Origin of the sequence: Paenibacillus sp. FSL R7-0302 (assembly GCF_038006885.1) — a bacterium.
GTDB lineage: Bacteria > Bacillota > Bacilli > Paenibacillales > Paenibacillaceae > Paenibacillus_AQ.
In genome coordinates, this window is the sequence record NZ_JBBOWB010000001.1 from 2,596,022 (window position 1) to 2,611,212 (window position 15,191).

General features: G+C 55.0%; 11 protein-coding genes. All 11 read left to right on the forward strand.

Going from position 1 to position 15,191, the window contains the following annotated elements:
* Positions 1 to 40 precede the first annotated feature (40 nt).
* The 11 genes from MKY96_RS11415 (at position 41) to MKY96_RS11465 (ending at position 15,189) form a co-directional block, all read left to right on the forward strand.
* Positions 41 to 949 carry a carbohydrate ABC transporter permease gene (locus MKY96_RS11415; RefSeq protein WP_340944530.1) on the forward strand — a complete coding sequence of 303 codons (909 nt, stop codon included), beginning with the start codon at positions 41 to 43 and terminating at the stop codon, positions 947 to 949.
* Positions 950 to 952: 3 nt separating this feature from the next.
* Positions 953 to 1,801 (forward strand): carbohydrate ABC transporter permease, encoded by an 849-nt coding sequence (locus MKY96_RS11420; RefSeq protein WP_340940447.1) that lies wholly within the window; start codon positions 953 to 955, stop codon positions 1,799 to 1,801.
* A 30-nt stretch (positions 1,802 to 1,831) separates the two neighbouring features.
* On the forward strand, positions 1,832 to 3,646 hold the full coding sequence (locus MKY96_RS11425; RefSeq protein WP_340940449.1) for a sensor histidine kinase: 1,815 nt from the start codon (positions 1,832 to 1,834) through the stop codon (positions 3,644 to 3,646).
* Positions 3,643 to 5,262, forward strand: a complete 1,620-nt coding sequence (locus MKY96_RS11430) for a response regulator (protein WP_340940451.1) — start codon at positions 3,643 to 3,645, stop codon at positions 5,260 to 5,262. The genes MKY96_RS11425 and MKY96_RS11430 overlap by 4 nt, the downstream gene beginning before the upstream one ends.
* A 609-nt stretch (positions 5,263 to 5,871) precedes the next feature.
* Positions 5,872 to 7,644: a TerB N-terminal domain-containing protein gene (locus MKY96_RS11435; protein ID WP_340940453.1), complete on the forward strand. Its 1,773-nt coding sequence runs from the start codon at positions 5,872 to 5,874 to the stop codon at positions 7,642 to 7,644.
* Positions 7,645 to 7,654: 10 nt separating this feature from the next.
* Positions 7,655 to 8,974, forward strand: a complete 1,320-nt coding sequence (locus tag MKY96_RS11440) for an ATP-binding protein (protein WP_076085734.1) — start codon at positions 7,655 to 7,657, stop codon at positions 8,972 to 8,974.
* A complete protein-coding gene (locus tag MKY96_RS11445; protein WP_340940455.1) occupies positions 8,971 to 11,172 on the forward strand; it encodes a DEAD/DEAH box helicase in 2,202 nt (733 codons plus the stop codon). The genes MKY96_RS11440 and MKY96_RS11445 overlap by 4 nt, the downstream gene beginning before the upstream one ends.
* Before the next feature lie 156 nt (positions 11,173 to 11,328).
* Positions 11,329 to 11,958, forward strand: a complete 630-nt coding sequence (locus MKY96_RS11450) for a hypothetical protein (RefSeq protein WP_340940456.1) — start codon at positions 11,329 to 11,331, stop codon at positions 11,956 to 11,958.
* A gap of 213 nt (positions 11,959 to 12,171) precedes the next feature.
* The gene (locus MKY96_RS11455; RefSeq protein WP_340940457.1) at positions 12,172 to 12,633 is read left to right on the forward strand and encodes a GNAT family N-acetyltransferase; all 462 of its coding nucleotides are present in this window, start codon (positions 12,172 to 12,174) and stop codon (positions 12,631 to 12,633) included.
* A 93-nt stretch (positions 12,634 to 12,726) separates the two neighbouring features.
* Positions 12,727 to 14,103, forward strand: coding sequence for an extracellular solute-binding protein (locus MKY96_RS11460; protein WP_340940459.1), 1,377 nt, complete (start codon positions 12,727 to 12,729; stop codon positions 14,101 to 14,103).
* A 195-nt stretch (positions 14,104 to 14,298) separates the two neighbouring features.
* Entirely contained in the window at positions 14,299 to 15,189 is an 891-nt protein-coding gene (locus MKY96_RS11465) for a carbohydrate ABC transporter permease (protein WP_340940461.1), read from the forward strand.
* The last annotated feature ends 2 nt before the right edge of the window (positions 15,190 to 15,191 follow it).

A 15,191-nucleotide genomic window follows, 5' to 3' on the forward strand; every position in this document is an offset into this window, starting at 1 on the left:
ATTGAGTGCAGATCTGATGACAGTAGATAGACCAGCAGGCATGAAGCGGCGTAAAACAAAGCTGCGCTACAATCAGAACGGGATTGCCCTCCTGTTCCTGTCGCCCTGGCTGCTGGGGCTGGTGTGCCTGACCCTGGGGCCGATGGCGGCCTCACTCTATTTTTCTTTTACAGATTACAGTATTCTGGAGAGCTCCAGATGGATCGGATTGGATAACTTCACCACCATGCTCACTGCAGATCCGTTATTTGTTCAGTCGCTTAAGGTGACATTTATCTTCGTATTCGTGTCGGTGCCGCTGAAGCTGATGTTTGCCCTGGCGGTCGCCCTGCTTCTTAACAAAGGGATACGGGGCTTAGGCATCTACCGGACGGTCTATTACATCCCTACGCTGCTTGGAGGCAGTGTTGCTATTGCGATGCTGTGGCGCAAGATGCTCGGCGGCGATGGGCTGCTGAATCAGCTATTGGCCATGGCGGGGATACAGGCGCCTGACTGGGTATCGAATCCCAAATACTCGCTGTATTCGCTGATCCTGCTGTCGGTATGGCAATTCGGCTCGTCGATGATCATCTTCCTGTCCGGGCTGAAGCAGGTGCCGCCGGAATATTATGACGCCTCATCGGTGGACGGTGCAGGCAAAGTGGGGCAATTCCTGCATATTACGCTGCCGGTGCTGTCTCCGGTTATCTTTTTCAATGTCATCATGCAGACGATCACCGCCTTCCAGTCGTTCACCCAAGCGTTCATTATCAGTAACGGCAGCGGGGGACCGGTGAATTCCACCCTGATGTATTCCCTGTACCTGTACAAGAAGGGTTTCTCCTTCTTCCAGATGGGCTATGCCTCGGCGATGGCCTGGGTACTGGTGCTGCTGATCGGGCTATTTACACTCCTGCTATTCGGCAGCAGCAAGCTGTGGGTGCATTATGAAGATGGGGGGAAATAAGCTATGGATACAGGCAGCACATCGAAAAGTGCCATATGGCTCAAGCACTTCATCATCTGTCTGATCGCCTTTGTTATGCTGTACCCGGTGCTGTGGCTGGTAGGCAGCTCGTTCAAGCCGGCGAATATGATTTTCTCGGAAATCTGGTTCTGGCCCCGGCAGTGGAATTTCCATAATTATGTCAGCGGCTGGTTCGGCTTCCAGGGCAGCTCCTTCGCCCGGTTCCTGCAAAACTCGGCTCTGGTCTCTCTGGGGGCAGTGCTCGGCAATGTGATTACCTGCTCCATGGCGGCTTATGCGTTCGCGCGGCTGAATTTCCGGTTCAAGGCACTGGGCTTCGCGCTGATGCTGATGACGATTATGCTCCCGCTGCATGTGACTCTTATCCCGCGTTATATCCTCTTCAACAGCCTGGGCTGGGTGAACACCTTCGCGCCGCTGATTCTGCCCAAGTGGATGGCGACGGACGGCTTCTTTATCTTCCTGACGGTCCAGTTCATCCGGGGTTTGCCGAAGGAGCTGGACGAAGCGGCAACGATTGACGGCTGCGGGCCGGTGCAAATCTTCAGCCGGATTATTATTCCGCTGGCGCTGCCTGCGCTGATCACGACGATGATTTTCACCTTTATGTGGACCTGGGATGATTTCTTCAGCCAGCTCATCTTCCTTAGCGATATCGGGAAATACACCGTGCCGCTCGGCCTGCGGCTGTTCCTGGACTCCAGCTCGCAGTCGGATTGGGGCCCGATGTTCGCCATGTCGGTATTGTCGCTGGTGCCGTGCTTCATTCTCTTCATCACGCTGCAAAAGTATTTCGTGGAAGGAATTGCGACATCCGGCCTGAAAGGATAGAATCTGGGGAAAAGCATAGGGATGGGGCAGATGCAAAAAAGAATGCTCGGCACCTGGCTGCTGCGGATCAGGCGGAGCAAGCTCTCCACGCTGATGGCGGCCAGTATTATTACGTTCAATCTGATCTTTCTCGGGTTCATAGTCCTGCTGGCGTACCGGACCTTCTCCGATGTAACCTTCAGGGAGATCAGCACCACCAGGCTTGCGCTGCTTAATGAGAGCACGAAGCGCGGCTTCGACTTCATGACCAATGTGTCGGGCACCGCCTACTCCATTGCAGCGAACAAGAGCGTGATTGAGGGGCTGGAGACTACGCCTGCCTCCAAGTATCAGATGATCTCCAGAAGGCGGGAAATTACGGAGATTCTCCAGCATTCGCTGGTGCTGAACGAAGGGGTAAGCTCGATTGAGATTTACAGTGATTTGTTCAGCGGGGTGCCGCAAAGCTCGACGGATCTTGTCTTTCCGGTCTCTTCGATTAAGAACGAGAGCTGGTATCCCCGGCTGAAGCAGGCGGATTCACTCTGGGTTCCCCTGGAGGGCAGCGGCGGCGATGACGAGCCTTATCTGATCGGCCATATCCAGCATCTGTTCGGCAATGAAGGCAAAACGATCGGCTACCTCTATATCCGGCTGTCCGCAGACGATATCCTGAAGCAGTTCAAGGATATTCCGGCGGTGTCGGACGGCCAGATTCATCTGGTGGATACAAGCGGCAATCTGCTGCTGCTGGTGAACAAGGAGGAAGGCTCTGCCGGCAAAACTGTACTGGATGCGGACTGGCTCTACCAGCATACGTATGAGGGCAATGAAGGCTATGAGCTGCTGAACAAGGACAGCCAGTCCTATCTCGTCCTGTTCTCCAGACCGAGCACCATCTCCTGGCGGTTAGTCCAGGTCATCCCTACGCGTGAGCTGCTGCAGGAGGTTCGTAAGGCGGACAGGCAGGTGATCGGGATCGGACTGCTCTGCCTGCTCCTGTCGGCGCTGCTGGCGTACTTCTTCATCCGCAATATGATCCGTCCGGTACGCAGGCTGATTCAGGAGATGCGGAAGCTGGAGCGCGGTGATTTCCGGGCCAGTATGAGTGAGTCGCTGACAGAGGAATACACGCAGATGTCTTACGGCTTCAACCACATGGTGAACCGGCTGCAGGAGCTGGTGCAGAGTGAGCGGGAAGCAAGCGCCGCGAAGCGGGAGGCGCAGGCAGGGCTGCTCGAGGCCCAGATCAAGCCGCATTTCCTGTACAATACACTGGATATGATTCACTGGAAGGCAATGGATTACGACGCCCAGGATATCAGCTACATGATCACCCAGCTTGGCAAAATGCTGCGCATCGGCCTGAGCGGCGGCAGAATGCTCATTCGTCTGCGCGACGAGCTGGAGCATGCGCGGTGCTATGTGAGCATCCAGCAGGAACGGCTGCCGATTGCCATTGAGTATACGGAGTCGATTGTGGACGCGGCGGTCCGGAGTTATTTCATTCCGAAGGTCATTCTCCAGCCGCTGATTGAGAATTCAATTATCCATGGCAGCCGGGAGCCAGGCTCCGGCCCTTTGCAGATTCATCTGGAGGTGCGGGAGATTAAGACGCCGGGAAGCCAGCCTTACCTGCAAATCACGCTGCTGGATAACGGCCGGGGCTTGGCGGAAGGCTGGTCGATGGAGCAGGTGAGCGGCATCGGCACCCGGAATGTGATGAGCCGGATTCAGCTGTACTGCGGGGAACCGTACGGATTATACTTGGCCAACCGGCCGGAGAGAGGGGTTGCGGCTATGATTACACTGCCAGTCATTGAGACGGAGGAGCAGCTGGAGCGGCTGCTGCGCGATCAGATATGAGCCGCTCTATACTGCTGGTGGATGACGACCCGCATATTCTGAAAGCCCTTACGAGACATGTGGCCTGGGAGAAGCTGGGCCTGACCCTGGCTGGAACAGCGGTCAACGGCCATGAAGCGCTGGAGCTGTTCCGCAGGCTCTCCCCCGACCTGGTGATGACCGATGTCTATATGCCGGGCATGGGCGGCCTGGAGCTTACAGAGGCGCTGAGGGAGCTGGCCCCGGAGCTGCCGGTTATTATCCTGAGCGGCTACGAGGAATTCGAGAATGCCCGGCAGGCGATGCGCTGGGGCGTCAGCCATTTCCTGCTGAAGCCGGCCCGGGTAGACGAGATCGAAGCAGTGCTTCGCGCTGTGCTGCTGGATCTGGATGCCGGAGAGCAGAAGAAGCGGCTGGAGGAGCGTTATCAGCAGGAAATCGGCCGCACGCTTCCTTTTCTGCGGGAACGCCTGCTAATGGAGCTGCTAACCACCCGCTACAGTGCGGAGGAATGCTCCGAGGAGCGGCTCGGATATCTCCAGATTACCCGCCCGCAGCGGCTGGCGGCGGCCAGCATCCAGCTGAACCGGCCTTCGCCGCTGCATAAGCTGAAGGAGCGAGAATGGCAGCTGCTCCGCTTCGGAGCGGGTAATATCTGCCGGGAGACACTCCAGCACAAGCTTGCCGGACATCCCTCTGTGCAGGGTCATGTGCTGGACTATTCCGACGATCTGCTGGTGGTGCTGCTGCTGGACCGTGAGGCGGGAGAGCCAATCCCGGTTCTGAAGGAAGTAGTGCAGGAGACGATGGATAAGATCCGGAATTACATTCAGCTTCAGGCCTATGCCGGCATTGGTTCGGTCAAATCTGCCATCCATGAACTGATCGATTCTTATCTGGAGAGCAGAGAGGCGCTTGCTTCTGCGGAGTTTCAGGAGACCAGTCCCATCTACGCCTATGAGCCGTGCAAAAGCACCAACCCGTGGACGCTGGAGGACTATTCCCGGCTGCTCCAAGAGTGGAATGAGGTGCTGCTGTGCAGGGATTCCTCAAAAGTATGGGAGACCTGGGAGATCATCTTCGGCAGGCTCCGGCAGGAGGACCAGAATAATATTCAGGACATACAGACGGTGTGTGTCGGGCTGTTCACTACGCTGATGTATTACTGGAATGCCTGCTGCCCGGGCCGCACTCCCCCTATGAGCATGTCCGAATTCCTGCAGGCGGTGACGGGATACTATACCTGGAGAAGCTTGACGGAGTGGATGGGGCAGATGATTCCGGCCTTCCTGACCGCAGCGTTCACCGAGATGAATATCAAGAAGAACCGTCTGGTAGAGAGCGTCAAAAGCTATGTGGAAGCCCACTATACCCAGGAGATCAGCTTCATGGGCCTCGCGCAGGAGCTGCATGTACATCCGAAATATCTCAGCCAGCTGTTCAAACGGATCAGCGGTGAGAATTTCGTCAGCTACCTGAATCAGTACCGGGTGGACCGGGCCATCGAATTCCTGCAATCCGGCCAGCATATGGTGTATGAGATCAGTGAAATGGTCGGCTTCAACAACCCTGCCTATTTCAGTCAGGTGTTCAAGATGATTACCGGGCGCAGCCCGAGTGATTATTTGAAGGGGTGACTCTCTCCGATCTCCGCTATTGCAGCCCGCAGGGTGAGTATAGTATATTCTTATGGAGACACAAACGAACGTTCTCATTGCCCGGCAGGTTACATCAAGTTTCGGTGCGGTGATGGGCGCTCTCATCCAAGATCTTGAGGAGTTAGTCTCTCAAGGTCTTTTTATTGATTTATGGCGGGACGATGGAGGGCGGGTGAATTCCTTCCTACTGTGCGATTGTGCGACTACATAGACAGGCACTTCGGATATTTAGCGGTTTTGGATATTTTAGCGGTGATGCGGACTGAGAATCCGTTATATCTTCAAAAAGCTATTTCATGAGGCTTGAGCGGACTGAGAAGCGCTTATTTGGGTTATTCGGCCCTGAAATGAGACGATATTGTCTAATTAAGGGATTCTGAGTCCGCTTGGCTTCGCATTTGCCGGATTTGTTCAGAATAACGGATTCTCAGTCCTGCAGAGATAACTTGGGAGTAATAGTAGCAGGAAGTAGCAGCAAGAGTAGCCGCATTAAGCGTACCTGCACATGACTGGAACGGCTGCATCCGCTGCATAGGGTATATGATATAATGTGAGAATTACCAAGACATACGGGTGGGGCGATGAAGCATGGCTAAAGACAGGCAGGGGCTGCATTTCTCGGAGCTGGTCTGGGAGAGTACGGAGCAGAATGTGGCGATTCCGCCGCGCGGTACTGTAGATGAAGGCAGCCGGAAGCCTAAGTCAGAGCCGGTTAAGAAGACAACGTCCGGTTACGATACAGTCCAGCTTAAGCTCTGGGATATGGAAGAGAGTGTGGAGCCGGTAACCACTACAGAGAGCGAGTTCGTCCAGCGTGCACGTGAGCTTGTAGAACATAAGGAGCCTGCGGCGCTGTTCGTCCCGTTCAAGAGCTATTGGCCCACCTACGGGCATATGACCGGCGCGCAGAGCAGATGGTATTTCTTTTGGCGGGATGAAGTCCGGCAGGGGAGATACCCGAAGACCGATCTCTCATACATCTTCCTGCATATCTATGAGCTGATTAACGGTGTGGGCTGGGACAAACCTCTGGAAGGCTATCGTCAGCTCAGTCTGCTGTGGGAGGCCTACCGTGATAATTACAAACGTCTGGATCAGTATCTTGGCGGGTGGATTGCGGATTTCTCTTTTGTCCATAAGCTGGATATCCCGTTCTCGGAGATTGTGGCCCGTTCGCGCGGGCTAGCCGGGGATCTGGCTGAGCTTGAATTGGTCCGCTGCCTGTCGGCTGCCCCGGAGCAGCTTAGGATCGAGGTGCTGAGTGTGATGTCGGACTATGATATCAGCAAGTCGAAATTCTATACCGGCGAGGGTAAAATCGCTGCGGACCGTTATATTCCCCAGGTTGTAGCCCTAATTGATGCTTATGTCGCGCGGAAGCACGGCTCGAATCTGATCACGATGTTTCCGCCCGCCCCGCCTGTCGTCCGTGAGCGTTATTTGTTCCGCAGCGCGGTATACGATATCTCCCTGTATGGCTATTCTGTTCTTGTGCCTGTTATCCGGGTCAGCAAGTCTCCACCGCTGCGAAGTCTGATTACCCGGCTGTTCCGGCTGACCGAGAATAAGCTGCGGGCGCTGATGGGCTACCGGGGAAGACTGAAGGATGTCCGGGTCGATGCCGATATGGATGATCTCGTCACCCGGTTCCTGGAGCGTGAATTGCGCAAGGCGGAGCAGGAAGAGAAGGGACCGGCAGTGGTCATTGACCAGCAGAAGCTGGAGCAGCTGGCAAGCGACTCCGAGGTGGTGCGTTCCTTGCTTACGGTGGAAGACACCGGGGAGCCGGGTCATGAAGATGACGCGGAGTGGATAATTGAGTCTGAAGGAGCACATGGAGAAGCCGGATTTGCCGGTATTGGAGCTGATGTGGATGCGGTTGGAAGGGCCGGATCAGCGGGCGAGAAAAGTGATGCGAACGCGGCTGGGAAAGTTAGGACAATCGATGTGAATAGCGCTGGAGAAAGTGATTCCGATAGTTCTGCAAAAGCTGAAGAGCAAGCAGGCCGGATGGCTGGTGGTAAGCGGATCGAGCGGGGTCTTGAAGAGCCTACAGGGAACCAGCCGTCTGCCGGACAGAAGCTTACTGCTTCCCAGCCTCCTGCCGCTGATAGCGAAGCAGACCGCTGGACATTATTCGCTTCAGAGCTGACCCCGCTGCAACGGGAGGCCGTGCTGACGCTGGCCGAGCAGGACGGTTCTGCGAAGGTGCAGCGGCTGGCTGCGGGAGCAGGAACGATGGCAGAGCTGCTCTACGATGAGATTAATGAGCTGGCAATGGACAGTCTGGGAGACCTCATTATTGACGGGGAAGAGCTGACCGAAGAATGTCTATCCATGCTGGACTATATAAAGAGGTGAAATTCGTAAAATGAACCCACTCAAAATACCGAAGCGGATGACCACCGCGCTCGTCAACTCACTGACAGCGGGAGTTGTACCGCGGATCGGTCTTGAACATATCGCCGTCGGCCGCCGGCCGGAGGTGGAGGCAATTCTCCGCGATATGGAGAATATCGCCGATGGCGGAGCTGCCTTCAAGCTGATAACAGGCAAGTTCGGCAGCGGCAAAAGCTTTCTGCTCCAGATCATCCGCAACTATGCGATGGACCGTGACTTCGTGGTTGCCGATGCTGACCTGTCGCCGGAGCGGCGGCTGGTCGGCACGAAGGGCCAGGGACTCGCCACCTACCGTGAGCTGATGAGCCATCTCTCGACCCGGACCCGCCCGGATGGAGGGGCGCTGGAGATTATGCTGCAGAAGTGGATCATGACGCTGCAGCAGGCGGTGATGCAGGATAAGGGCTATGGCCCTGATGCGCCGGAGCTTGGCGATGAGGTCGGGCAGCGCATCTATTCGGTGGCCTCCGAGATGCGCGGGCTGGTGCATGGCTTCGACTTCGCCAAGGTGCTGGCCTCCTACTGGAACGGGCACAAGCTGGCCGATGACGGGCTGAAGCAGGATGCCCTGCGCTGGCTGCGGGGAGAGTTCCCGACCCGCACGGAAGCGCGGAAGGCGCTCGGCGTTGGGGTCATCATCGATGATGACAACTGGTACGACTACATGAAGCTGTGGGCGGAATTCACCGGAGCCATCGGCTATAAGGGTCTGCTGCTGTTCATCGATGAAGGGGTGAACCTCTACAAGATTACCAACAGCATCTCGCGGCAGAGCAATTACGAGAAGCTGCTGACCATGTTCAATGATACGATGCAAGGCAAAGCAGAGCGGCTGGGCATCTTCGTTGGCGGTACGCCGCAGTTCGTGGAGGACCACCGGCGCGGACTGTTCAGCTATGAGGCGCTGCGCTCCCGGCTGGTGGCCGGACGGTATGCAGGCAGCGGGCTGAACAATTACACAGGGCCGATTATCGCGCTGGACATGCTGTCCCATGAAGAAATTCTGATCCTGCTCCAGAAGCTGCGGGATATCCACGCGCTGCACTACGGATATGAAGCAAGACTGACACAGGAGCAGCTGGTGCATTTCATGGAGGAGGCGGTCAACCGGCTGGGAGCTGATGAACTGCTCACCGCACGCGAGGTCGTGCGGGACTTCATGGATCTGCTGCATACCCTGCACCAGCATCCGGAGCTTTCATTCGAGAAACTGGTCGGGGAGCGGACTTCGCGGCCTGCCGAGACGGAACAGAATGAGCTGGACGGCTTCCTGGCGGAGTTCGACCTATGAGTGATAATCCGTTCTACCGGCTGGCCCCGTTCATCAAGGAATTCATCTACAAGAACCGTTGGGATACGCTGCGCGAGGCGCAGGTCGATGCGTGCCGTGTGTTGTTTGACACGCCTCATCATCTGCTGATCGCTTCAGGGACGGCTTCAGGCAAGACCGAAGCGGCCTTCTTCCCGGCGCTAACGGAGCTGCACGAGCGTCCGTCTGCATCTGTAGGCATTTTGTATATTGCGCCGCTTAAGGCGCTGATTAACGACCAGTTCACGCGGCTGAATGATCTGCTGCGTGAAGGGAACATTCCGGTCTGGCACTGGCATGGCGATGTGCCGCAGGCGGACAAGACCAAGCTGATGCAGAACCCTTCCGGGGTGCTGCAGATTACGCCTGAATCGCTGGAGGGCCTGCTGATGAACCGCCCGAATGCGATCCCGGCCCTGTTCCATGATCTGCGCTTCATCGTTATCGATGAAGTTCATGCCTTCATGGGCGCGGACCGCGGCATTCAGGTGCTGAGCCAGCTGGCGCGGATCTCGCGGATGGCGGGCTGTCATCCGCGGCGGGTCGGCCTGTCTGCGACCTTAAGCGACTACGCCTCCGTCACGGAGTGGCTGGCGGCGGGCACGCGCGAGAGCGTGGAGGTCAGCGCACCCCAGGGCGGGCGTAAGCTGCGGCTGAGCGTGGAGCATTTCTCGTTCCCGGATGCGCGGAATGAAGAGGAGGCCGAACACCTGGAGCGGGCGCGCCAGGCTTACTATGGCTTCATCTATGATCACACGCATGTCAAGAAGGCGCTCATCTTCACAAACAGCCGCACCGATGCCGAAGAGGCCATTCTGGAGATGCGGCGCATTGCCGCTAAGCGCGGCGAGCGGGATGTCTTCCATGTGCATCATGGAAGCATCTCCGCGATGCTGCGCGAGGAGACCGAGGCCACGCTCCGTGAGGGCGCGGGGCCGGCTGTGGCTGCAGCGACGCTGACGCTGGAGCTGGGGATAGATCTGGGCGAGCTGGAGCGGGTGCTCCAGCTCGGCGCGCCTTACAGCTGCGCGAGCTTCGTGCAGCGGCTGGGCCGCTCGGGCAGGCGCGGGGACGCCGCCTCCGAGATGATCTTCGTCACGCCCGAGGAGGAGGACGAGGAGGCGCAGCTCCCGGCGCGCATGCCGTGGACGCTGCTGCGGGCCATTGCCGTCATCGAGCTGTACGTACGCGAGAAGTGGGTAGAGCCGCTGGCCGTGCGCCAGCTGCCGGTCGGTCTCCTGTATCATCAGACGATGAGCATTCTGAAGAGCATGGGAGAAGCAGAGCCGGAGGAGCTGAAGGAGGCTGTGCTGAGCCTGCCGTCCTTCCGCAGCATCGATCCTGCGGATTATGATGACTTCATGGAATACATGCTGGGTATGGGCCATATCGAGAAGATGGATGAGGGTAGCCTGCTAATTGGAATGGCTGGCGAGAAGATCGTCAACAACTTCCGCTTCTATGCGGTATTTAAGGACGACGAAGAGCATGTCGTCTATAACGGAACCGAGGAGATCGGGTCCATTACCACCGTTCCGCCTCCGGGCTACTGCTTCACACTGGCAGGCAAGCTATGGAAGGTCGAAGAGGTGGACAACCGCCATAAGGCCGTCTATGTCAAAGGCTCACGCGGTAAAGTGGATACCTTATGGCTCGGCGCAGGCGGAGATGTCCATACCCGAATTATGACGAAAATCCGCGAGGTACTAGGATCTACGGCCTTGTACCCTTACCTTGCGCCAAGCGCAGCCGCCAGACTGGAGCGGGCCCGCAGGCTCGCCAAGGAGAGCGGACTGCTGACGCGTTCGGTTCTGCCAGCCGGGGGAGACTCCATGTTCATCCTTCCGTGGGCAGGCAGCCGCCAGTTCCGTACGCTGGAGCGCCTGCTCAAGAACAATCTGAAGGAGCCGCTTGGCTTACGCTCGGTCGTGCCGATGGAACCGTATTACATGGTAGTCGCCGGTAAAGTGGATGCAGAGAAGCTGGAGGATGAGATCATCGCCGAGACCGCTGCCGCTACCGATGCACTCACGCTCCTGAAGCCGGATGAAGCCCCTTACCTCGGCAAATACGATGAATTCATCCCGCATGACCTGCTGCGCAAAGCCTTTTCGCTCGACGGCCTCGATGTCCCTGGACTGATCAGCGTGATCAAGCAGTGGAAGCAGCCTCCGGCATAATTAATATAGCGATGGCCAATATGCGGAGATGTATCTCGCTTATTCAACAAGAAGCAGTCGATCCTATCGTGATCAGCTGCTTCTTGTTTAACCACGGAAATTATACAAAGAACTACGGTATAATTAGAAAAATATTATATGGTGGGTGAGGATTCTATGGAAGCAAAAGCGTTAGAGCGTTTACCGGATCCAACAATGTTACAAAAGCTAATGAAAATCCAAGCTTCACTGAATATTATTCTTTGTAAGGAGGAATGGCTTCGTTACCATAGCTATGTTCAAGATTGGAATGAGGGTGTTTCTATGGCGAAAATAGATAATGGAGCAGGGGATCATTTATTTATTTTGTTTTCTCCTGAAGGCTCCATAATAAAAGGCTTCGATCACGAATCTGAATTAAGCCCATATGCACAAGATGAACATAAAGTATGGCAAGGGATTTATGATGATGTCCCAAAGGAATTATTATCATTACTTGAAGATGATGCAATTGAAAAAGAAGATGTGACTTTTTGTATTTGGCGTAAAAACAGGGACACTAGCTGGCACAAAGGAAACGTTGAGATTCCAGAAGGTACAAGCGATGGTTCTGATTTTTTATTGGGCTGTATATTCCATACACCAGAGGATTTTGTGGAATTTGCAACAGGTTACTTTGAATTATCCCTATCCTTAGAGGTTGTTGCAAAAATCTACGATGATGTCCCCATTACGGAAGAGATGATCCATATCTTGAATTCCAGCTGTGACGTAAAGGAAGTTCTTCAAGAATTAGCGTTATTATGAAGCAGCGGAGAGGGAAATTGGAACTGTAGGAGCGGTAGCTACCTCGTAAGCATAAGCTGTCACCGGATTTCAACTCCGAACAGCGGATTAGATGAAGAAATCTGGGGATGGGCAGCGGCCGGAAGTCCAAATGTTCACCGCAGTGACGACCAAGCTTAGAGTTCAATTCTTTAGTGCTTTTTATAAAAATATAAATAGACGAGGTGACTCCATGTGAATTCACTTATAACTGTTAGGCTAGCGTCCATAGCAGATGCTGAGGCACTGTCGGGACTCAATCAAGAGTTCAACCGCGGCGTCCACAGACCCCCGGCCCAAATTATTGAACATCTACATACGAACCGTAACGAATGTATCGCCGTAGCCGAGTTGAACGGTAGCATCGTGGGTTTTGGCTGCGCTCAAAGCCTGTATTCCTTTTGCTATGAGGAGCCCTATGGAGAAATTACAGAACTCTATGTGCAAGATACCGCCCGAAGAAAGGGAGCTGCCAGAGCTATCATTACTTGTCTGGAAGATGAGCTTAGGCTGCGCGGAGTGAGACGGGTCAAGGTATTGACGGGTAGAAGGAACACTGCGGCTATTCGGACCTACGAAGATTGTGGCTATGTGAAAGACGATGAGCAGATGTTAGATAAAGAGCTGACGAATGAAGCCCGCCCAAGCATACCCTAGAAAAAGCAAACCTCATTTCTGCAGTTCCCACCTTGCCCGGAAGCGCTCTACGCGATGATAATTAGCTTATCACGACAGAGGGGGCATTAATGAATGGTCAACAGAAAAATGAAGCAAACCGTCACCGTCGCGTTCGCCGCGCTAATGGCAGTAAGCCTTGCCGCATGCGGGAACTCGAACAACAACGCCAATTCCAAGGCTAAGGACACCGCCGCACCGAACGCCGCCACAGGCAGCGGAAATGCCGCTGCAACAGACGCACCGAGCGATAAAAAGGTAACGCTTACCTTCCAGAACATCTACCCCGATCCCGCAACGCCCAATTACAAAATGATCCGTGAACTGACCGACGCGTACATGAAAGAGCATCCCAATGTGAAAATTGAACTGGACACGCTGAACACGGACCAGCAGAAGGTGAAGCTGAAGACACAGGCGGCGTCCAAAGAAGTGCCGGACATCACCATCGTGAACCCGGCAGCACAAATGAAACCGTTCGTCGATGCAGGGTTGTTCGCTCCGCTGAACGATATGCTTGATCAGAATGGCCTGAAGGACACGTACCAGAAGGGCCTCCTCGACTACTACAGCTTCGACAATAATGTGTATGCCATCCCCGACGGCAACAACATTGAAGTCGTCTACTACAATAAAGACCTGTTCGCCCAGGCCGGCATTGCTGCTCCTCCGACTACCTTCGAGGAGATGCTGAAGGATGTGAAGATCCTGAAGGACAAGGGCATCACCCCGCTGGCGATCGGCGAAAAGGATTCCTGGACCGGATCGTTCCTGTTCATGAACATTCTGCTGCGCACCAACGGCGGCCCTGGCTTCCTGAAGGATGTGCTGGACGGCAAAAAGACCTTTGAAGATCCTGCGTTCATCGAAGCGGTTGACGCGTTCCAGGCGCTGGTTCAAGCGGGTGCTTTCCCTGACGGTGCCACCTCTATTGACGCCAATGCGGGCGGGAATATTTTCAAAACAGGCAAAGCTGCCATGTGGTCCATCGGTTCCTGGGAGACCGGTGCCATTGATGCTTCTCCGGTAGCCGGTAAAGTGGGAGCCTTCCAGTTCCCGACGGTGAACGGCAAAGGCGAACCTAACGAATTCATGCTGGCCCCCGGCAGCGCCTTCGCGGTATCGGCGAACAGCGAGCATCTGCAGGAAACCAAGGACTTCCTCAACTACTTCGGCACCCAGTATCCCAAGAAGCAATTTGAGCTGAAGAACGCTGTAGGGATCGGCCAAAAGGTGGACGGCGACCTCAAGGCTGCCGGTTATTCCGATCTGGCAGTGAACATTGCCGGACTGTTCAACCAAGTGAAGGGCGGCGACCTGGCGTTCGATAACACCATGAACCCTGCAACCGCACAGGTCCACCTCAGCAGCATCCAGAACCTGTTCGTCCAGAAGATGGATTCCAAGGCGGTAGCCAAAGAGCATCAGGCCGCATTTGAAGCCAATAAATAAGCTTAAGTCCTTAGTGGTTCGCCCAATCTAACGCATTCCCTGCAATCGTATAGCCGTTCTGCTCGATGCGAAGCCAGCTGATTCAGGCTGCTTCGCATCGGGTTTATCATGCACTTTTTAAAGTTAATAGCATTAATCATTAATGATATAAATCAGTAGATAAAGAAGAATCTGCTTGATTAGGAGGCGGGAAATATGAAAGTCCTTAAGGTGCCGGCACGCACAATCGCCGTCTTCATACTGCCATGTCTGCTGCTCTATGTGTGCCTGGTATTCGTTCCCATACTGGTCTCGTTGTACACTGGCTTATTGAAGTGGGACGGTCTAACGACCTCTCAGTTCGTCGGCTTCGGCAACTTCAAGAATATGTTCTGGAATGACCCGGTGTTCTGGCCCTCTGTGCGGAGAACGCTGCTGTACGCCGTGGCTTCCATGCTGGAAATCCCGCTCTGTCTGGGGATGGCGATCCTGCTGAACCGTTATCTGCGCAGAGCCAACACACTGGTGTCGATCTACTTCACGCCGGTCATCTTATCAGTCGTTATTATTGGACAACTCTGGAAGACCATCTATAACCCTACTTCGATGGGGGGCATGCTGAACGGTGTGCTGGTGTCCCTGGGGCTGGAGAGCTGGACGCATAACTGGCTGACCGAGCCTAATATCGCCATGTATTCTCTGTATCTGGTGTCCCTGTGGCAGTATTTCGGCTACCATCTGCTGATCCAATATACCGGGGTGCAGAACATTCCCGACGAGCTGTACGAAGCGGCCAGAATTGACGGGGCTGACGGCTTCAAGGCGGATCGTTACATTACGCTTCCGCTGATCATTCCGATTTTCAAAATATCGATTATTCTGGCGTTCATCGGGTCCCTGCAAGCCTTCGATCTGGTCATGGTCATGACTGGCGGCGGTCCGGCGCATGCCACAGATGTCATCTCCACCCATATGTATAACAGCTCCTTCTTGTCCTTCAAGTATGGCTACGGCAGCGCGATTGCGACCTTCCTCGTAGTGGTCTGTCTCATTTTTACCGGCATCATCAACATGATCTTCAACCGGCTTGAGCGAAAATTCGAATAGGA